General features: G+C 67.7%; 18 protein-coding genes. 9 read left to right on the top strand and 9 right to left on the bottom strand.

The genetic code is table 11. The annotated features are described in order from the left end of the window. The first annotated feature begins 67 nt into the window (after positions 1-67). Positions 68-688: an L-threonylcarbamoyladenylate synthase gene (locus tag AC1DBX_RS10935; protein ID WP_079549522.1), complete on the top strand. Its 621-nt coding sequence runs from the start codon at positions 68-70 to the stop codon at positions 686-688. A 70-nt stretch (positions 689-758) separates the two neighbouring features. Here the strand turns inward: AC1DBX_RS10935 and AC1DBX_RS10930 are convergent, their stop codons facing one another. From AC1DBX_RS10930 to AC1DBX_RS10920, 3 genes are all read right to left on the bottom strand, one after another. Next, on the bottom strand, positions 759-1,022 hold the full coding sequence (locus AC1DBX_RS10930) for a hypothetical protein (protein WP_476855967.1): 264 nt from the start codon (positions 1,020-1,022) through the stop codon (positions 759-761). A gap of 181 nt (positions 1,023-1,203) precedes the next feature. Beyond that, a complete protein-coding gene (locus tag AC1DBX_RS10925; RefSeq protein ID WP_476931742.1) occupies positions 1,204-2,142 on the bottom strand; it encodes an AfsR/SARP family transcriptional regulator in 939 nt (312 codons plus the stop codon). 356 nt (positions 2,143-2,498) lie between these two features. Next, a complete protein-coding gene (locus AC1DBX_RS10920) occupies positions 2,499-3,482 on the bottom strand; it encodes a S1C family serine protease (RefSeq protein WP_476871519.1) in 984 nt (327 codons plus the stop codon). A gap of 184 nt (positions 3,483-3,666) precedes the next feature. Here AC1DBX_RS10920 and AC1DBX_RS10915 point away from each other — a divergent pair, with 184 nt between their 5' ends. Then, positions 3,667-4,170 (top strand): HtaA domain-containing protein, encoded by a 504-nt coding sequence (locus AC1DBX_RS10915; RefSeq protein WP_476871518.1) that lies wholly within the window; start codon positions 3,667-3,669, stop codon positions 4,168-4,170. A 24-nt stretch (positions 4,171-4,194) separates the two neighbouring features. Here the strand turns inward: AC1DBX_RS10915 and AC1DBX_RS10910 are convergent, their stop codons facing one another. Next, positions 4,195-4,944, bottom strand: coding sequence for an ABC transporter permease (locus tag AC1DBX_RS10910; protein WP_476855969.1), 750 nt, complete (start codon positions 4,942-4,944; stop codon positions 4,195-4,197). 166 nt (positions 4,945-5,110) lie between these two features. On the opposite strand from AC1DBX_RS10910, the gene AC1DBX_RS10905 reads away from it, so the two are divergent. Further along, positions 5,111-7,036, top strand: a complete 1,926-nt coding sequence (locus AC1DBX_RS10905; RefSeq protein WP_476931741.1) for an alpha-amylase family protein — start codon at positions 5,111-5,113, stop codon at positions 7,034-7,036. 344 nt (positions 7,037-7,380) lie between these two features. Next, positions 7,381-8,853: a sensor histidine kinase gene (locus tag AC1DBX_RS10900; protein ID WP_476931740.1), complete on the top strand. Its 1,473-nt coding sequence runs from the start codon at positions 7,381-7,383 to the stop codon at positions 8,851-8,853. Here the strand turns inward: AC1DBX_RS10900 and AC1DBX_RS10895 are convergent. Together AC1DBX_RS10895 and AC1DBX_RS10890 are read right to left on the bottom strand one after the other, a co-directional pair. Continuing rightward, on the bottom strand, positions 8,801-9,511 hold the full coding sequence (locus tag AC1DBX_RS10895; protein WP_230008877.1) for a response regulator transcription factor: 711 nt from the start codon (positions 9,509-9,511) through the stop codon (positions 8,801-8,803). The genes AC1DBX_RS10900 and AC1DBX_RS10895 overlap by 53 nt on opposite strands. A 96-nt stretch (positions 9,512-9,607) precedes the next feature. Next, entirely contained in the window at positions 9,608-9,853 is a 246-nt protein-coding gene (locus tag AC1DBX_RS10890) for a hypothetical protein (RefSeq protein WP_230008878.1), read from the bottom strand. Positions 9,854-10,184: 331 nt separating this feature from the next. Between AC1DBX_RS10890 and AC1DBX_RS10885 the strand changes: the two genes are divergently transcribed. Continuing rightward, entirely contained in the window at positions 10,185-10,487 is a 303-nt protein-coding gene (locus AC1DBX_RS10885) for a DUF4193 domain-containing protein (protein WP_028276793.1), read from the top strand. A gap of 219 nt (positions 10,488-10,706) precedes the next feature. After that, positions 10,707-12,998: a putative bifunctional diguanylate cyclase/phosphodiesterase gene (locus AC1DBX_RS10880; RefSeq protein ID WP_476931739.1), complete on the top strand. Its 2,292-nt coding sequence runs from the start codon at positions 10,707-10,709 to the stop codon at positions 12,996-12,998. A 38-nt stretch (positions 12,999-13,036) separates the two neighbouring features. Here AC1DBX_RS10880 and AC1DBX_RS10875 read toward each other — a convergent pair whose 3' ends face one another. Next, positions 13,037-13,984, bottom strand: coding sequence for a cation diffusion facilitator family transporter (locus tag AC1DBX_RS10875; RefSeq protein WP_476931738.1), 948 nt, complete (start codon positions 13,982-13,984; stop codon positions 13,037-13,039). Between the two features lie 202 nt (positions 13,985-14,186). On the opposite strand from AC1DBX_RS10875, the gene AC1DBX_RS10870 reads away from it, so the two are divergent. From AC1DBX_RS10870 to AC1DBX_RS10860, 3 genes are all read left to right on the top strand, one after another. Further along, the gene (locus tag AC1DBX_RS10870) at positions 14,187-14,552 is read left to right on the top strand and encodes a cupredoxin domain-containing protein (protein WP_476849573.1); all 366 of its coding nucleotides are present in this window, start codon (positions 14,187-14,189) and stop codon (positions 14,550-14,552) included. A gap of 44 nt (positions 14,553-14,596) precedes the next feature. After that, positions 14,597-15,007 carry a hypothetical protein gene (locus AC1DBX_RS10865; RefSeq protein WP_476931737.1) on the top strand — a complete coding sequence of 137 codons (411 nt, stop codon included), beginning with the start codon at positions 14,597-14,599 and terminating at the stop codon, positions 15,005-15,007. A 207-nt stretch (positions 15,008-15,214) separates the two neighbouring features. Further along, positions 15,215-15,958: a CDP-alcohol phosphatidyltransferase family protein gene (locus AC1DBX_RS10860; RefSeq protein ID WP_476931736.1), complete on the top strand. Its 744-nt coding sequence runs from the start codon at positions 15,215-15,217 to the stop codon at positions 15,956-15,958. On the opposite strand, the gene AC1DBX_RS10855 is transcribed toward AC1DBX_RS10860, so the two are convergent. After that, on the bottom strand, positions 15,955-17,448 hold the full coding sequence (locus AC1DBX_RS10855) for an FAD-dependent oxidoreductase (protein WP_476931735.1): 1,494 nt from the start codon (positions 17,446-17,448) through the stop codon (positions 15,955-15,957). The genes AC1DBX_RS10860 and AC1DBX_RS10855 overlap by 4 nt on opposite strands. 6 nt (positions 17,449-17,454) lie before the next feature. Continuing rightward, positions 17,455-18,894, bottom strand: coding sequence for a DUF2252 domain-containing protein (locus AC1DBX_RS10850; RefSeq protein ID WP_476931734.1), 1,440 nt, complete (start codon positions 18,892-18,894; stop codon positions 17,455-17,457). Positions 18,895-18,963: the final 69 nt, after the last annotated feature.

The following is an 18,963-nucleotide window of genomic DNA, read 5'->3' as shown; positions in this document are numbered from 1 at the left end:
GGCGTTCGGGTCGGCTGACGGGCTCCGCAGTGGCCGTCCGGGCGGCCGCCGGGCGTATGCTCTTGGCATGGCGAGATACTTCGATGTGCACCCCGAGAACCCCCAGCACCGTTCGATCCTCCAGGCGGTGGACATCGTGCGCTCAGGCGGCCTGATCGCTTACCCCACGGATTCCTGCTATGCGCTGGGCGCTCAGCTGGGCAACCGGGAGGCCCTGGACCGGATCCGGACCATCCGGCAGTTGGACGGCAAGCATCATTTCACCCTCGTCTGCAAGGACTTCGCCCAGTTGGGCCAGTTCGTCCAGATCGACAACGATGTGTTCCGCAGCATCAAGGCCGTCACGCCCGGCAGCTATACCTTCATCCTGCCGGCGACCAGGGAGGTCCCGAAACGTCTGCTGCACCCGAAGAAAAAGACCGTTGGCGTGCGCATCCCGGACAACCACGTCGTGCAGGCGCTGCTCGCTGAGCTCGGCGAGCCGCTGCTGTCGAGCACTTTGCTGCTTCCCGATGAGGAAGAGCCACTCACTCAGGGGTGGGAGATCAAGGAACGCCTGGACCACGTGGTGGACGCCGTGATCGATTCCGGCGACTGTGGTGCCGAGCCAACCACGGTGATCGACTACTCCAGCGGCGTCGCGGAAATCGTCCGGCGCGGCATGGGTGATCCGTCGCGCTTCGAGTAACAGTCGCGCTTCGGTTAGCAGACGACGCCGGCAACGGCATGGCGCCTGCCGGCTGACCAGGCGGGGCGGACTAGGCGGATTCCGCCGTGGCCGCCTGCCGGTTCCGCAGCCACCGGCGCACGAGGTCGATGGCGGCGACAAGCCCGGCCAGGGGCGAGAGCACCGCTGCGGCGTAGACGAACATCATCCACGTCAGGGTGGTCACCGGGCTTTGGCGGGTGCTCAGGAGGGACAGTCCGCCGAAGAGGCCCAGGACCCAGAACAGGATGACTCCGGACAGCACAGCGGCTGCGGGGAAGTACTCGTTCGTGACGACTTTCTTCAAGGTTTCCATGGGCCCTCCTCACACCTGGCGGTGGGACTGCCCGCCGGGGATATTCCCAGTATGGGGCCCGGCGCGGCGGAATTCCCCGAGAATCCCGGCCACGTGACGAAGCTAACGCCCGCGTCCGGTTGGCGGCCATCCCGGTCATCAATTGGGCGCCGCCGGTCCACCGGTGGCGGCCCCGCGGGGGTCAGACCGCGGCCCGGACGCGCTGGAGGAAGGAATCAAGCACCCGCCCGGCGTTCTCATGCATGCGCCGGGACTCGGCCGCCGGCAGCTGCCGGCTCTTGGGCCCGTTCAACCGCTCGCCCAGATAGAGCAGCGCCGCCAGTACCTCGGAGAGTTCGGAGTTGCTTTCCGCACGCTGCCGCAGGAGCCGCAGATGAGCTTCCTGGAGGGCCGGACCGGGGCTGCAGCCAAGGTCGCGGTCGAAGAGCCGCCGGCAGCGGTCATAGGCCGAGAGGCCCTCCGCCGGCAGGCCTGCCTGTTCATAGGCCGTCACCAGCACCGTCCAGGCCCGCTCGTTCAGGGGCTCCGCGCGAATGGCAGCCTGGACCAGGTTGACGGCATCGTCTGGTTTGTCCAGCAGAGCCGCCGTTTCTGCCGCGAGGATCTGCAGCGCCACCTTCTCGGCTGCATGGCGTGCGCGCGCCTCTTCGGCCCAGTCGGAGGCAAGTTCGAACCCGAGCAGCGGCTCGGCGGAAATCTCCAGGGCCTCGAGCATCAGGGGGTAGGCCTCCGCCGGAGGCAGCTCACCCGCGTCGCGGACCAGGTCACGGAACCGGAACAGATCGAGGTCCACGAGCGTAGGGTCCAGCACGTAGCCACTGTTGGCCGTGCGGAGCGGGCCGGTTTTGGTCTGCCCCGGCTGGATGGCACGGCGGATACCGCTGATGTAGCTCTCGAGGGTCGCTACGGAGCCGTCACTGGCTCCTGCGCCCCAGAGAAGATCGATCAGGCGGGTCTTGGACACGGGCGTGCCAAGGTTCAGGAGAAGGATTTCCAGTATGTGCCGGGGCTTGCATCCGCCCATGTCGGCGGCGGTGAGCGCCACGCCGTCCCGGCGCACTTCGAATGATCCGAAGAGGCGGACCGAAATGGAAGGTGCTGTTTCCTTTGGGCTATCCACGATGTTCTCCGATTTCCCCAGGTAAAACGAACTCAATCGTCTATGGAGAGCCGGATCAACATTGAAACCAGGCCGTACTGAGGCTCTGTTCCCTCCGGCTTTCCAATGACACCGTGACACGCCCGGCGGGGCGCAACAAGGCATGCCGCTACCCGATCTTTCGCCCAAAGAAAGACGCGTACAGGGGTCAGTACCGCTGAGTAAGCGGGCGGAGCGGAGGGCAGGTGATTGCGGCGCCAGCCAAGTAATTCCGCGGGCCGCCGCCATGCGGACCCAAGTAGTTTAGGCGGGCAAGGATTTGGCCCCCGGCGGCCAAATTCCAGCACGTTGAAACCGCGGGTCCGGACCGGGTTTCCCTACTGGTTATCGGTCATCTCGGCGGGCACAGCCACCAGTCGCAGGTCCGCGCCGTCCCGGAGCACGGCAAGGTCCAGCGGCTCCCCGATCGCTTCGGCGAACAGCAGTTTCTGCAGGCTCTCGGCGTTGGACACATACATGTGTCCGACCTTCAGGAGGATGTCGCCGGCCCGTAGCCCGGCCCGCTCGGCGGGGGAATCCGGGAGGACTTCGACCACGAGCAGGCCCTCCCTGCGGCCCGTCCGGACGACGGCGCTCGGCTGCAACTGGATGGGTGTGTTGACCAGGCCCAGGTAGGCCCGGCGGACGCGGCCGTCCTTGAGCAGCGAAGCGATGATCCGCCGGGACGTCGCGTTGATGGGAACGGCCAGGCCGAGCCCGACACCGGCCACGGCCGTATTGATGCCGACGATCCGCCCGCGGGCGTCTGCCAGCGCCCCGCCGGAGCTGCCGGGGTTGAGGGCCGCGTCGGTCTGGATGACGTCCTCGATCACGCGCCGGCTCCGTCCGGACCAGACCGGGATCGAACGGCCCAGCCCGCTGACCACCCCGGCGGTGACGGAGCCGGCGAGCCCGAGCGGATTGCCCACGGCGATGACCAGCTGGCCGACCCGAAGGGACTCGGCATCGCCGAGTTCAGCCGGTGCAGCGGTGGGTGCCCTGCCGTGGACCACGGCAAGATCGGAGAGCGGGTCGGCGCCCACCACGTCAACAGCCGTGCTGGTGCCGTCGGCGAAGACTGCGTGGCCGGACTGGGCGCCTCCCACTACGTGGGCGTTCGTCAGCAGATATCCGTCCGTGGTGAACAGCACGGCCGACCCCGCACCGACCCTCAACCTGCCGTTGCGCCCGTTGCCGGTCATCTCGAGCGCGGCGACGTGCTGGGTGACAGCCTCGGCCACGCGGATGACCGTTGCGGAATAGGAATCCAGCGGGTCTTCGGACACATCGGATCCGGATACCCTGCTGATTGACGCGGCCACGGTGCACCTCCTGCTAAACGGTACTCATCCAAGTCAACCACCGCCGTCCCGGGAGTAGTCCTGGCGGGCATACGCCGTCAGAGAAATACGCAGGATGAAGCGGCGGCGGTGCAACAGTTCAGCCCGGCGCGGATCCGCGGCTAGGCTCGGACGTAGATCCGCCCGACAGCCCAGGAGAACCTACGTGACACCAACGTCCGCCTCCCCCGCCCCGCTGCCCCTGCCGGGTCTGACCTGGGGCATCAAGCGCAGCTTTATGGATTACATTTCGGGACTCCCGGACGGTGCTGTTTCCGCGGCCGACGGCGCCACGGTCACTGCGTCCGGAGAGTTCTGTTTCGCTCCCGCCGGTTCCGAGTACGATCCCGCCAGTGGCACCGGGGTGCTGCGGTTCCGCGGCGATGTCCGCGTCGCCGGGCACCACGGAATGATGTTCGTCCGGCTGCTGGATCCATGGGTCGAGTTCGCGGCCGGGCACGGGGTCCTGTCCATCAGCACGGGCGACGGCGGCGGGACCGACCGCTCGGATGTCGGCACCCTGCGCACTGCCGCGCCCCGCAACATGGAAGGGTTTCTCGTCTGGGAGCGCGTCGAGGTCGCCATCTCCCAGGCCGGTTCGGAACTGTTCGACGGCCAGTACGCCGACGGCCAGGCGATGGACCCCCTCGTCATCCGGGTGCCGGCGTAGTTAGGACGGGCCACTGCGCGGAAGCTAGCGTGGAGGCACCGGACGCACCCTCACCGGCGCGATGATCCCGATCAGGGCCACGGCGGTCATGGAACCTGCCGCCATGATCGAGGCGAGGACGACGATCTGGAAGCGGCCCGCTTCCAAGGGTGAAAGGCCGCCGAAGATCGCACCCACAAACGCCCCGGGCAGGGTGACAAGTCCCGTCGTCTTAGTCTGGTCGGTCGAAGGAATGAGGGCTGAATAGACGGCGCGCCGGGCCAGCTCCAACGTCGACTGACGCCGCGTCGCCCCCAAAGCCAGCCACGCTTCAACCTCATCCCAACGTTCATTCACCGACTCGGCAAAGTGCCGGCCGGCCAGGGTGGCGATGGTCATCGCATTGCCGATCACGATCCCCCCAATTGCCAGCGCGTAGCGGGGCGTCAGGGCTATCGCGCCCGTGCCGAAAACGATCGCCAGGGTCACCAGGATGCCGGCCGCCATCGAGCCCCCCACTACCGCCAGGCGGCCCCAACTCCACCCCAGGCGACGCGCGGCCGTCACTGCGGCCACCGAAAACATCACGAGAAGTGCGGCGCCGACCCAGACCGGACTGGTGATGACAGTGCCCAGTATGAGGCTGATGACAGCCAGTTGCACAGCCCCGCGCAGGATGGCCAGCGCCGGCGCCGTTCGGTGCGGGATCCGGAAAACCGCAAGCAACCCCACGGTGACCAGCATCAGGAGCCCGACGCCCAGCAGCGTGGGCAGGAGATCAGTCAGGGCGGTCATCACGCCAGCCTATAGACCTTCCCGGCAGCACCATGGGCGGCATCGGCTGTCGGCTGCCTTCCCTCGCCGGACACGGCTGCTGTGCTGGGCACCCGCGCGTCCGTCTGCAAGGATGTGAACGGTCGTCGCACCGTCGGGGACTGAAACTGGTCAAAGGAGATGCTCCATGGTTGAACCCGCCCTCGTAGCCGACGGCGTCGACAGCGAGGCCCGCCGGCATGTGCTCCGGGCCTTAGCGGCGGGCACGGGCATCGGGTGGGACGGCGCGGACCGGGCCGTCTTCGAAGAGCGCTTCGACCGTCATTTCCCGGTCTTGTTGCGGCTGTTCCACGATCTCTACGGCGCGCGGCCGGATTGGCTGGATCAGCTCACCGACCTTGTGATGCAGTCTGCCCGCTCGTGGGCCGAGAGGCCTGCCGCGCTCAAGGGTCTCGACGCCGAACGGGAACACAACAGCGGCTGGTTCCAGTCCAACACCATGCTCGGCGGCGTTTGCTACGTCGACAGATACGCCAGGGACCTCGAAGGCGTCCGCGCCCGGATCCCCTATTTCAAAGAACTGGGCCTGACCTACCTGCACCTGATGCCGCTGTTCCTGGCCCCCGAACCGCACTCCGACGGCGGCTACGCCGTTTCCAGTTACCGGGACGTCAATCCCGGGCTGGGCACCATGGAGCAGCTGCGTGACCTCGCCGCCGAGCTGCGGGCGAACAGCATCAGCCTCGTGGTCGACTTCATCTTCAACCACACCTCCGACGAGCACGAATGGGCCCGGAAGGCGGCCGCGGGCGAACCGGCCTACAGCGACTACTACTGGATCTTCCCGGACAGGTCCATGCCGGACGCGTTCGAGCAAACCGTGCGCGAAATCTTTCCGGACGACCATCCCGGCTCATTTGTGGATTTGCCGGACGGACGGTGGGTCTGGACCACGTTCCACACCTTCCAGTGGGACCTGAACTACTCCAACCCGGACGTGTTCCGGGCCATGGCGGGCGAGATGCTGTTCCTGGCCAACCAGGGCGTGGACATTCTCCGGATGGACGCCGTCGCCTTCATTTGGAAGCAGCTCGGCACGCCCTGTGAGAACCTTCCCGAAGCCCACACGCTGCTGCAGGCGTTCAATGCCGTGTGCCGGCTGGCGGCGCCGTCGCTGCTGTTCAAGTCCGAGGCGATCGTCCACCCCGACGAGGTGGCCCGCTACATTGACCCCGCCGAGTGCCAGCTCTCCTACAACCCCCTGCAGATGGCGCTGATCTGGGAGGCGCTGGCCACCCGCGACGTGTCCCTGCTCACCCAGGCCCTGGAGCGGCGCCACAATATTCCGGACGGCACGGCGTGGGTGAACTATGTCCGCAGCCATGACGACATCGGCTGGACGTTTGCGGATGAGGACGCTGCCGAGCTTGGCATCAATGCCTTCGAGCACCGGCGGTTCCTCAATTCCTTCTTCGTCAACCGTTTCCCTGGCAGCTTCGCCCGCGGCGTGCCTTTTCAGGACAACCCCCGCACCGGCGACTGCCGGATTTCCGGCACAACGGCGTCGCTCTGCGGGCTCGAGGGCGGAACCGCTGCGGCGGTGGACCGGATCCTGCTGGCCCACTCGGTGGCCTTCAGCGCCGGGGGCATCCCGCTGCTGTATCTCGGTGACGAGGTCGGCCAGTTCAACGACTACGGGTACGCCGCCGAGGAAGGCCACGGAACGGACAGCCGCTGGGTGCACCGGCCGCACTACCCGGCCGCAGGGTACGCGCGGCGCGCGGAGCCGGAAACCCCCGCCGGGGCGGTCTTTGCCGGGCTGCGCCGGATGGTGTCCGTACGGTCCGCGACGCCGGAACTGGCCGGGACCCGGCTGGTCGGGTTCGCCACGAACAACCCGGGAGTCCTGGGGTATCAGCGTCCCGGAAATGGAACGCTGATCCTCGCCCTGGCCAACTTCAGCGACGGCCCCGAGGAGGTAACGGCGTTGACGCTCTCCGGCTTCGCGGCCGGCGCCGTCGACGTCCTGACCGGCGCCCACGTGTGCCTCGACGCGGGACTGGTCCTGGACGCCCGGCAGTTCGTCTGGCTCCGGGTGACGCCCCGGCCTTGAGGCGCTGGCCCGCGGCCTATCGGCATGGAATATCGGTAGCGGCTGTGTCGGCGTCCGCTGCGCCGCTTCGCCCGGGTGCCGTGTCCGGCCGCACACTGGTTGAGGAGAGCGTGCGGCCGGAATCTGTGGACGAACGGCCCCGTGGCGGCCGGCGGCCGGTCTTATGCGGCCTATTTCCACTCTCCCCCATCCCGCTGAGAAGAGACTGAGAGCAGCCTCTCCCTGGGGACGTGCGCCCAGGCAGGAGCGCTCCGGCCACCGCCGGGGGTGCCGGCCGGGCGGGCGGCGCCGGCAATGCGGCCGCGGTGGTTGTCCCGAACCGCGCATTGACGCATTCTTGGAGCATGGCACTGGGCAAACGGGCCCCCTCCGGCCCCGGCACGGGCGAGATTCGATGGGGCGTGCGGAAGCGCTCGACGGCGGTCGCCGTCGGCGTCGTAGCCGTGGCGCTGCTGCTCGGCGGCGTCGTCCTTCTGGTCCTGCTGCAGGCGTCCCTGGCGCGGTCGAGCGACGTCGCAGCCCAGCAGAAGGCCCTGGACGTGGTCGCCGAGATGGAGGACATGGACATCGAGGATGCCCGGGCCTACATCATTGACACCGCGCATGCGGGCCAGTTCGTCCAGGTGCTGGATGCCGAAGGGTATGTCCTGGCCAGCTCGGACCCCGAGGTCGCCAACGCCCCGCTGTCAGCCCAGCGGCCCAGCCCGGGCCAGACCATGACCCAGGACGTCTCGAGCCTTCCGAGCATCGGAGACACCGACGACTACCACATCGTCACCGTGGGAGCACGGACCGGCACGTTGAGCTATACCGTGGTGGTGGCCCAGGCCTCACAGATACAGGCGGACACCATTTCCACCGTCGCGTGGTTCATGCTGGGAGCCACGCCGCTGCTGCTCGGGACCGTGGCCGTGGCCGTATGGCTCCTGGTGGGGCGTTCCCTCCGCCAGGTTGAGCGGATCCGTGGCCAGGTGGCCCGGATCAAGGCCGAGCGGCTGGACGGGCGCGTCGACGTCCCGCCCACCAACGACGAAATCCACGCCCTGGCGCTGACCATGAACACCATGCTGGACCGGCTGCAGGCCTCGGACACCGAACAGCGCAGATTCGTCTCGGACGCCAGCCACGAGCTGCGCAGCCCGCTGGCCACGCTGAGGGCTGGGATCGAGATCGCGGCGGCGGACCCGACCGGGGCGATGTGGCTTCAGATGAAGGATGTCCTCTCCGAGGAGACGGCCCGCATGAGCTTCCTCGTGGAGGACCTGCTGACACTGGCCAAGGCCAATGACGGCGGCCTGCGCGTGGAGCAGAAGGACGTCGATCTTGACGACGTGCTGGACCAGGAGATCCGCCGGCTGCGGTCCACCAGCCGGCACCAGATCTCGGTGAAGCTCGTTCCGACCCGGATCCGCGGCGACGCCCGGCGGCTGGCGCAAGTCCTGCGGAATGTCCTGGACAACGCGGACCGTCACGCCCTGTCCCGGATCGCCGTGGACCTGCACACGGCCGGGGACCGGGTCATCCTCACTGTCGACAACGACGGCGACCCCATCCCGGAGGCGGACCGGGAACGGATCTTCGAACGGTTTGTCCGGCTCGATGGCAGCCGTTCCCGGGAAGGCGGCGGCAGCGGACTGGGCCTGGCCATCGCGGCTGGAATTGTGGCCGCCCACCATGGGAGCATCCGTCCGACGGACGGACCGGCGGGTCACTGCCGCTTTGAGATCACATTTCCCCTTCCGGAACCTGTGGAGCCGGCCGATGTCACTCCTCGGAACTCCCGGCGGCACGGGGTTCAGGGGTCGGGTCGGCGCTGAGCAGATAGCCCATGCCACGCACCGTGGTCAGGCTGTGGATCCCGAACGGGACATCAATCTTGCGCCGAAGGTAGCCGATGTACACCTCCACCACATTGTTCGCGCCCTCGAAAGCCGGATCCCAGACGTTTTGCAGGATTTCCGCCTTTGAGACGATCTGGTCATGCCGGCGCATCAGATAATGCAGGAGCCCGTACTCCCTGGCCGTGAGGCTGATGAGGGTGTCGCCGCGGCGCACACTGTGGCTGACGGGGTCCAGGGACAGCGTGCCAAGTGTCATGATGACAGGCCTGGCGGGCGCTCCGCGCCGGATCAACGCCCTGATCCGGGCCACCAGCACCAGGAAGCTGAACGGCTTGGTGAGGTAGTCATCAGCGCCCAGGTCGAAGGCATCGGTCTGGTCGTATTCGCCGTCCTTGGCCGTGAGCATCAGCACCGGAGTCCACACCTTGCGTTGCCGCAGTTCCTTCAAGACGTCGTAGCCGTTCATCCGCGGCAGCATGAGGTCCAGCAGGATGGCATCGTACGCGTTCTCCAGCGCCGCCGCGAGTCCCCGCACGCCGTCGTGGGCGACGTCGACGACGAACCCCTCGTTCTTCAGCCCGCGGCGGACTGTTTCCGCCAGGGCATGCTCATCCTCCACCATCAGGATCCGCAATCCAGCCCCCTCTCTTTGGGCCAGTATGGCCCTTCCGGGGCCGGGCTGGAAGGAACCTGGCGGGTCCAGTGGGAGGGGATGCCCGTCGCTGTTCGGTCAGGCCTGTTGGGGAGGACCGAACAGCCACCCCGAAACGTCGCTGCGCAGGACCACGTGCGGTCCGCCGGTGGAACTGACGCTCCCGTTGGGGACGTAGTAGCCGCGCCCGGCTCCGGGGCCGCCGGCTGCGCGGTCGATGGCGTCGGTCAGGCGCCGGGTCAGGTGCCCGCTGGGGCCCAGGGACCGCAGTTCATTGAGTTCGTCCTGCGTGAGCCGTCCCAGCACTGCAGCAATATCGGCCATGGTGAATCCTCCCGACGGATGGTGCGGATGGTGCCCAAGGTGGATGGTGCCTAAAGAATCAGGCTAGGGCACCCAAATTAACGGCGCGTGACGCCCCGGTGACGAGTGGCGAACAAAGCAGGAAGGCCGGCGTCGGGGGCGTCCGCCTCCGGGTGTCATGAGCGTCACTGCCGCGACTGCCCCGGTCCCCAGCATTTACACGGCGTCATGCTGTACGGTTCAATCCCGGAGATCCGGAGATCCGGAGATACAGAGATACGTAGATCCGGCGACACGTAGATCCGGAGAGACTCCGAATCACACGCCCAGCAACTGAAATGAGTATCACCAGGTGGCAACCGATTATGACGAAGTACGCTCCGACGTCGCGGAATCCCGCAACGCTTCCCTGGAGGCGCTCCGTTCGGCGAATGCGCCTGACGCGCGAAGCGTTGTCCGCGAACTCGACGAGGCCGATACCTCCGAAGGCGTGGAACTGCCGGGGGCAGACCTGTCCGGCGAGGAACTGACCGTCACGGTCATCCCGCAAAAGGAAGACGAATTCACCTGCTATTCCTGTTTCCTGGTGCGCCACCGGTCCCAGCTGGCCAAGGAGAAGGCCGGCCACGCCTACTGCGCAGACTGCCTCAGCTAGAGCCCCCGGCAGGACCGGCTCAGCCGGTCCGGGGACGTTCAGCGCGGCAGGTGTGGTTCCGGCACCGGACGCTACCCGCCGGGCCACCCGTCGAATACACTTCTGTCACATGCTTCACAATAGTGTCGGGAGGCGGCCGGACATGACCAGCCGGTGCAGGTTCGGCTACGCTCCTGTTTGACGATGCGGCGATTGCCGGCACACGGCCGGAGGCTGACCATGCGTAAATCCACCAGCAGCTTGGCTGACCCTGCTGATGTGCCGCCGTCGGCCGCCGCCAACGACGCCAGTGGACCCGAACGATCCGACGGGCCGGCCATGCCGTTTGAAGGGCCGGCGGGCACCCGTACCCCCCGCACCGGCAAACCCGCCCGCGCAGGGAGCCTGCAGCGCGAATGGTCCAGGGCATTCATCCTGGTGATCCTTGCCCTGCTCGCCGGGGCCGCGGTGACCCTGGTCGGCGTCCGTTTTGTCACGGACCAGATTCAGCACGCCGCCGCACAGCACCGCGTCGAGTCGGAGGCCATCTCCGAGCTCCGGACCGGCATCGAGACCCACGAACAAGCCGGACTCCAGCTGTTGTCCGCAGGACCCGCAGATCCGTCCGCCTTTTTGTTGCAACAAAAGGACCTCTCCGCCCAGTTCGATGCCACCGCCCGGATCCTGCCGGAGGCGTACGGCATGCGGGCCACAGTCCGCGGGGCCCGGGCCGCCTGGCAGGAGGGACTGTCCGCGCACAATCTCTGGGGAAGCCAGGTGGCCACTCTCCACGGCAACCGAGTGGCGGAGGCGCCGGCGTTCGCCGAATCCAGCGCCAAGGCCCGCGCCCTGCTCGCCGACGTCCGTCGCGCTTCGCTCGACGCGCTTGCCGACGGCGTCGCCCGTGGGGCCGGGCTTCAGCAGATGGTATCGACCGTCCGCACGGCCCTCTTTGCGCTGGCCGCGGGCGGGGTGTTCTTTTTCCGCCGGCGGATGACCAAGTACCTGATGCGCCCTGTGGAGGGTCTGTACCGCGGGGTCGTGAAGCTGCAGTCCGGTGATTACAGCCACCGGATCAGCGTTGTCCGCAATGACGAACTTGGCCAGCTGGCCGAGGCCTTCAATTCCATGGCGGCCACCGTGCACGACAACCACCTGGAACTGACCTTCCGCGCCACCCACGACCCGCTCACGGGACTGGCCAACCGGGCAGTCCTCACCGAACGCCTCACCGCCGCGTTCGACCCCGGAACAAAGAACCCGGAAACAGCTGGCGCCGAGGTCTGCGACGGGCGTGAAGGCCTGCTGGTCATCGACGTCGACGACTTCAAAGACGTCAACGACTCGCTGGGCCATGAGGGCGGCGACGCGTTGCTCATCCAGCTGGCCCAACGGCTGCGGGGCTGCGTGCGCGGACATGACCTCGTCGCCCGGCTGGGCGGCGACGAATTCGCGATCGTCGTGACGGATGAGGGCGGCACGGCGACGGACGACGTCGCACGGCGCATCCAGGACACGCTGCGGGACCCTTTCTGCATCGATGACGTCCGGCTGAAGGTAACCGTCAGCATGGGCGCCGCCCAGCGCAGCGCCGCCACTGCAGATCCGGCCGAGTTGATGCGGCAGGCGGACTTCGCCATGTACATGGCCAAGCACGGCGGCAAAGGCCGCTACCAGCTCTTCGATGCCCGGGGATATGACGAAATGACCTACCGGGCCGCTCTCCGGGCGGACCTCGCCACAGCCGTGCAGGCCGGGCAGTTGCGCCTCGACTACCAGCCCGTCGTGAATCTCGGCACCGGCCAGATCGCCGGGGTGGAGGCCCTGGTCCGCTGGGAGCACCCGACCCTGGGCAGGCTGGGACCGGCCGACTTCATCCCCTTGGCCGAGGAAACCGGCGAGATAGGGCCCATCGGCTGCTGGGTCCTGGACACCGCAAGCCGTCACGTCGCCGGCTGGCGCCGGTCCCCCGGCACTGCCGAAGACTTCTGGGTCTCGGTCAATCTTTCCACTCTTCAGCTATCGAGTGACCGGAACCTGGCAGCCCTGGAGCGCATCCTGGCCCACCCCGCCTCGCAGGCCGACAAGGTGATCCTCGAGGTCACCGAATCGGCCCTGGCCACGAGCGCCGACGGCGGGGTCGCTGCCCTGAACCGGCTGAAGAGCTTCGGCGTCCGCATCGCAATCGACGACTTCGGGACCGGCTTCTCCTCGCTCAGCACGCTCGCTGCGCTGCCCGCGGACATTCTCAAGATCGACCGTGCCTTCCTGTCCGGGCTGCCTGGGGACGCCCCGGCTGCGGCGATGCTCGAGGGCATTCTGGAAGTGGCCCGGAAACTGGACCTGGCTGTCATCGCCGAGGGCATCGAGCACACCGGGCAGCTGGATCTCCTGCGCTCGCTCGGCTGCGGCATGGGCCAGGGCTTCCTTCTGGCCAGTCCCAGCCCGTCCCCCGTTCTCGAGGCGCTGCTGGCCTCCGGGGCCCGCCTGCAGCCACCGGCCGGCATGGACGCGACGGCGGCCGGCGCCTGAGCCAGCCGAAGGACCGGACCCGGAGGTCGGCGTTGTGCTCAAACGGCGGGGAAGACCAACGAGGGCTCGTCCGCGGTGGCCAGTGTCAGGACGGCCTCTTCCACCGTTTCGTGGTCCTCAAGTTCGCGTTCAACGCGGCGTAGGGCCGCGGCGACGTCGTGTTCCCGGAGGTCCCCCTGTATGTCCACGGCCGCCACGACGTAAAGCTTGCGCGGGCCGACGTATTCGAGATGCAGGTACGTGATGCGTTCGATCGCTGGGTGCTCGAGGAGGCGGCGGGCCATGGTGCCCTCGATATCGCCGGTCACGGCTTGCCCCACCAGGAAGCGCCGGTTCCGGTCGATCAGCACGACGGCAACCACGGCCAGGAGGATGCCCACCAGAATGGACCCCACGGCGTCCGGCACGGAGGACCCCGTGACCTGGTGCAGGAATATCCCGGCGAAGGCGATGAGCAGGCCAACAAGCGCTGCCCCGTCCTCGGCGAAGACGGCGCGCAGCGTGGGGTCGGAGCCCTTGAGGACCTGCTCCAGGGTGTTCCGGTCCAGCTCTCGCGCCGCCTTCCGGTTTTGCCGGAACGCCTGGATGAAGGACACGCCTTCAAGGACGAACGCGATGGCCAGCACCAGGTAGGCGATCCCATAGTCACCTGGCGGTTCCGGGGTGATCAGCTGCTGGATGCCGTGCATCACCGACACCACCGCGCCGGCCGTAAACAAGCCAAAGGCGGCGATCATTGACCATACGTAGGCCTCGCGCCCGTAACCCATGGGGTGGGCTTTGTCGCGTTTCCGCGCGGCTTTCCGTTCGGCGATGAGCAGGAAGACCTGGTTGCCGGTATCGGCCCAGGAGTGGGCCGCCTCGGCAGTCATGGACGCCGAGCCAGAGACAAGAGCGGCCACTGTCTTGGCTGCCGCGACAAGGACGTTCGCTGCAAAGGCAATCAGCACCGTGAGCGATGCGGACCAGGACTTCTTACGCTTCACGCCATTTTCCTCCCTCGGCTGCAGGATGCATGCCAGGGACTACGCTATCTCCCCGGGCTGTCCCGGACCGGCGTTCGACGCAGACTGGTTCCATTCGTGCCGGTCAGGCGCACAATATAGCTAGTACGTTCATCCGCTCGTTTCCTCAAGCCGCTCGGGGTGGTGCGCAATGAATGCTCGTCGGAAGCTGTCATCGCTATGGTTGCTCCTGATCTTGCTGGGCGCCGGCGGGTGCGCCGGCGGCAGCGGATCGCCGGCGTCGACGTCGGCGCCCCCACCCGGCCCCGCCTACGGGGCTGGCCCGACGGCGGGCACCGCCGCCGCCACCACCATCACCATCAAGGACTTCGCCTACGGCGACCCGCTCACCGTGGCCCCCGGCGCGGCGGTCACCGTAACCAACATGGATGCCGCGGCGCACACGGTCACGGCTGACGAAGGCTCAGCGTTCGATGCCCAGGTCAAGGGCGGCGGCACTGCCACCTTCACCGCGCCGACGAAGCCCGGATCCTACGCGTATCACTGCACCTACCATCCGGGCATGCACGGGACGCTGGTGGTCAAATGAGCGCCCAGAGCCCCGGACGGGCCGTGCGGGTCCATACGGCGGGCATGACACTGCGAATCCTCACGGCCGTTGCCCTGTTCATTGACGCCGCCGCCCACATCCACCTGGCCCCGGGCTACCAGGCGGGGAACTCCGCGGGAATCGGCCAAGGGAACCTGTTCCTGCTGGAATCAGCTGCCGCTGTGCTGGCCGGGTTGTACGTGCTGCTGCGCGGCAGCAGGGCGGCCTTCGCCGTCGCATTCGTCGTCGCGCTGAGCGCCTTCGTGGCCGTGGTGGCATACCGTTACGTGAATATTCCCGCGTTCGGGCCTTTCCCGGCCATGTACGAGCCCATCTGGTTCTTCGAGAAGTCTGTCAGCGCCGTGGCTGAAGGCGCCGGAGCCGTCCTGGCAGCCATCGGTTTCGTCCGGGCCGGACGGCGGACGAACGGGCAGGGCACCCAGTCCAAGCATTGACCAACCCCGGGCCGCGGACTTGCTAGCATGTGGGCGGGGTGGTTCAGGCTGAAGTCGTTTGCAGAAGGCACGAAACAAGAGGACACGGCGTCTACAGGCACGGGGTCAGCAAACGTGCCTGGAATCCGGCCTGCAGAACCGACGAGGGGCACCGCTTCCCCGGCGCCAGGGCAGACCGGGCCGGGATCGGCAGCCGCCCGCCGTGCCGTGGCGGATGCCGGCACCGCCGTCGGCGCCTATCTCGTGGTGTGGGCCTGGCTCGGCGCGGCGGTCCTCACGGATCCTGTGCCCTGGCTCCTGGCCCTGGCGGCGGGGGCCGCGGTGATCACCCGGGCCGCCGGCTCCGTTCTGCGGCGGAAACCCCCTTTTTCCACCCCCGCGGACCGCGTCACCCTCGGCAGGGCCGGCATCGTGGCCTGCTGTGCCGCCGAAACGGTGGTGGGGTTGATCGCCGGAGCCGGAACCGGACCAGACCTTCTGGTGGTGGTCCTGGGCACGGCCGCGTTCCTGCTCGATGCCGTCGACGGACGGGTGGCCCGGTTCACGGGATGTGCCACGGCCGAGGGTTCACGCCTGGATTCGGATACGGACGCCGCGCTGGTCCTGGTGCTGTCCTGCGCCGCGGCGGGAAAGTTCGGCCTGTGGCCCCTGGGCATCGGCCTGATGTACTACGCGTTCCTCGCAGCGGCCTGGTTCCGGGCGTCCCTGAAGAACCCGCTGCCGTCCAGCACGGTCCGCAGGGTCATCGGAGCCACCCAGCCGGCCGCCCTGCTGTTCGCCCTGTTGCCGGGGGTGCCTCCGCCGCTGGGAGCCATGGTGCTCGGGCCGGCGCTTGGGCTGCTGGCCTTTTCATTCGGGCGGGACGTGGTCAAGCTGGAACGGCTCCGGGCAAGCCGCGCTTCGGCCGCCGGCTCCCCCGCCATACGGGCCGGAACACCGGCAGGAACCTAACGCGGTGCGGGTCTCGGCGCCAGGTCCATCGTCGCCGGGCCCTGGATGACGGCGCCGTCGGCGGAAAACCGCGAGCCGTGGCAGGGGCAGTCCCACGTCGAATCGTCCGCGTTGAACGCGACCGTGCAACCCAGATGCGTGCAGATGGCCGAGACGGCGAGGAGGCCCCCGGCAGCGCCAGCGTAGACGGCGGTCATTTCGCCATCGATCTCCACGACGGTGCCTTCGCCGGGTCGCAGCCCGGCGACGGCCGGTTGATCCGGCAGCCGGTGTGGGGGCGGCTGGTCCGGTTGCTGCCGCACCCCGCCGGCCTGGCCGGCGGAAGGGCGGTTGGTATCGAATACCGCGGCCCAGGGGTTGTGACGGCCCGACAGGGTGTCGGCCAGGATCAGGGCGGCCGCGGTGCCGTTGGTCAGGCCCCATTTGCGCAGGCCGGTGATCACATGAAGGTGCGCCGCCGTCGGAGTCAAAGTCCCGGCGTAGGGCAACCCGTCGACGGGCATGTTGTCCTGCGTGGACCAGCGGAAGCTGGTCTCCCCGGTGCCGAGGCGTTCCCGGGAGAAAGCCGCGAGGCGGCGGTACCGCTCGGCGGCATCGCTGGCCTCGGCGGCACGGTGCCCCTCGCCGCCGGTGAGAACGAATCGGGAACCCTCAATGTCGATCGCCAGGATGGAGCGCATCGGCTCGTCGACGCTGATGAAGGTTCCGTCCAGGGGCACGGCGGGTGCCAGGCTGGCAACGACGTAGGAACGGTGCAGGTAGCAGCGCTCGGCAAACAGGCCGGCGTCGCCTGCGGGGACGTTGGTGGCAATGATCACCTCGCGCGCCCGGACGGTGCCGCTCCCGGTCCCGACGACGGCGGGCACCCCGTCGTGGACCGAGGTGACGCGCGAGTCCTCCAGTACGTGGCTTCCGCTCCCGTCCACGGCGCGGGCGAGGCCTTGGAGGTACTTGACCGCGTGAAGCTGCGCCTGGCCGTCGAACCGGACTGCGCCCCGGGCACCGAACGGCAGCGGCACCTCGGAGGTAAAGACGGCTGGCAGGCCGAGCCGCCCGGCCAGGGCCGCCTCGCCGCGGACCCGGGCGAGGGCGTCGTCGGATTCTGCGTAGGTGTAATTGGATACCCTGCGGAAGTCGCAGTCGATGCCCTCCTCCGCGACGACACGCGCAATGTGCTCGATGGCGGCCTGGTTGGCCTGCCCGTACGTGCCCGCGACGTCCGGTCCGTGCCGGTCCGCGAGTTCGGTGTAGGCCAGCCGGTGCAGGGAGGTGACCTTGCCGGTGGTGTGCCCAGTGACGCCGGTGCCAATGCGGGCTGCCTCCAGGACCGCGACGGTGCTGCCGGCGCGCTTGAGGGCCAGCGCCGCCGTCAGGCCGGCGATCCCTCCCCCGACGACGGCGACGTCGACCTCAAGATCCGTGTCCAGGGAGGGATAGCGGGTGGTACCGGTTGTGGCGATCCAGAGCGAAACCTGCCGTCCTTCGAGCATCCGCGATCAGAGGCCCTCAGTAGCTTCCAGCCGCCCTGAGCGAACCGCGTCGGCGAAGGCCTGGTAGTCCTTTTCGTTCTGGTCCGCGTACCGCTCGGAGAAGTCGGTGATGGAGCGTTCGAACTTGTCGCTCTTGCCCAAGTAAGTGGCGATTGCGATCGGGTCCCCTGACCGGGCGTGGGCACGGGCGAGGGTCCAGCCGCAGGCGTTGGCGTAGAAACCCATGCCGAGCGGTTTCATGCCTTCCACAATGGCTGAGCCCTTCATGTCACGCAGTTGGCGCCAGTAGAGGTACCGGTTGTCCTGCACGCCCTTGGTCCACCCCAGGAAGATGTCGCTCGCGGCCTGCATCATCCGCTGGCCCTGCACCACGCGCTCGCCCGGCTGCTTGAACTTGCTCTTCGGCAGGTGGTCCTCGAGCACTGACCTTGTGGCCTCCTTGACCTGCAGAAACAGCGGATCCTGCTCATCGCGGCCCTGGAGCAAGGCGATGAACGCCCGTGTGCCGACGCTGCCGACGCCCACCACCTTGCGGGCGACATCGATGACCTCGAAGCGCTCCAGCAAGATTCGTCGGTCGTCTGGCAGCGTGGCCCGGTAGGAACGGAGCTGCTCACGAACCGCTTTCTGAATCCCATCCGCAGACATGCCGAATGATTCCCCCAGCTCCCGTGAGGGAATGACGATCGGCGGCTGGCTGACGATCCGGTACTCCCCGTCCACCCGCTCGGCGAGCTTGGAGAGTGCCTGCAGGCTGTCGCGGGTGTGGGCCTTGGCGACGTTCTGTTTCGCCGTCTTTTCCATGCCGTGGGCTGCCTTCTTGAGGGCCTTGCCCTTTTGGGTTGCCACGGCCAGCTCAATGGTTTCCATCAGCTGTTCCTCGGACAGACGGGCGTACCAGATGTCCAGGGTGCCCATCTGTGCGAACTCTGCCATCGCCTCGCGGTAAGCCCGAACGGCGGTGAGTGTCGCGTCGCGCGTTTCTTCCTTGGTGAACGCGTTGTTGCGGGCCGCGATAGTGAAGCTCGCGGCCATGCGTTTGACGTCGTACTCAAATGGGCCGGGAAGTGTTTCGTCGAAATCGTTGAGATCGAACAACAGGGTTCGCTCTGGTGAGGCGAAGACTCCAAAGTTGGAAAGATGGGCGTCGCCGCACAGTTGGGATACCAGGCCGGCCCGGGGGGTGTCTTTCAGATCGGTTGCCATGATCTTGGCGGCGCCCCGGTAAAACGTGAACGGTGAGACCAGCATCCGGCCGTGCCGCACCGGCACGAGGTCTTGTTCGCGGGTGAGGTTCTGTTCCTCGAGCAGCGCGACCGGATCCGGGCGGTCGGGCGCGGGAACCCAGCCTGTGTGGCTGGAGACGGGCGTTTTTTCCCGGCGGCCCTTGCCCTTCGCAGCACGCTCCTCGACACTCGGATGCTTGACTTTTTTGGTCTCGGCCATGATCGGCGACCTCCCTGTTAGGTCCGGAACCGCCACCGGCACTGCTTGCCTGGGTCAGTCCCCGCCGAG

The sequence above is a fragment of the Arthrobacter sp. 10N44_2 genome, assembly GCF_056394385.1.
The sequence above is the reverse complement of the archived record's forward strand: the minus strand, read 5'-3'. Positions and strand labels throughout refer to the sequence as shown.

Coding starts and splice junctions, on each gene's coding strand:
- AC1DBX_RS10850 (WP_476931734.1), bottom strand. CDS start 18,894: ATGGCCGAGACCAAAAAAGTCAAGCATCCGAGTGTCGAGGAGCGTGCT.
- AC1DBX_RS10905 (WP_476931741.1), top strand. CDS start 5,111: ATGGTTGAACCCGCCCTCGTAGCCGACGGCGTCGACAGCGAGGCCCGC.
- AC1DBX_RS10935 (WP_079549522.1), top strand. CDS start 68: ATGGCGAGATACTTCGATGTGCACCCCGAGAACCCCCAGCACCGTTCG.
- AC1DBX_RS10865 (WP_476931737.1), top strand. CDS start 14,597: ATGACACTGCGAATCCTCACGGCCGTTGCCCTGTTCATTGACGCCGCC.
- AC1DBX_RS10890 (WP_230008878.1), bottom strand. CDS start 9,853: ATGGCCGATATTGCTGCAGTGCTGGGACGGCTCACGCAGGACGAACTC.
- AC1DBX_RS10855 (WP_476931735.1), bottom strand. CDS start 17,448: ATGCTCGAAGGACGGCAGGTTTCGCTCTGGATCGCCACAACCGGTACC.
- AC1DBX_RS10930 (WP_476855967.1), bottom strand. CDS start 1,022: ATGGAAACCTTGAAGAAAGTCGTCACGAACGAGTACTTCCCCGCAGCC.
- AC1DBX_RS10910 (WP_476855969.1), bottom strand. CDS start 4,944: ATGACCGCCCTGACTGATCTCCTGCCCACGCTGCTGGGCGTCGGGCTC.
- AC1DBX_RS10880 (WP_476931739.1), top strand. CDS start 10,707: ATGCGTAAATCCACCAGCAGCTTGGCTGACCCTGCTGATGTGCCGCCG.
- AC1DBX_RS10900 (WP_476931740.1), top strand. CDS start 7,381: ATGGCACTGGGCAAACGGGCCCCCTCCGGCCCCGGCACGGGCGAGATT.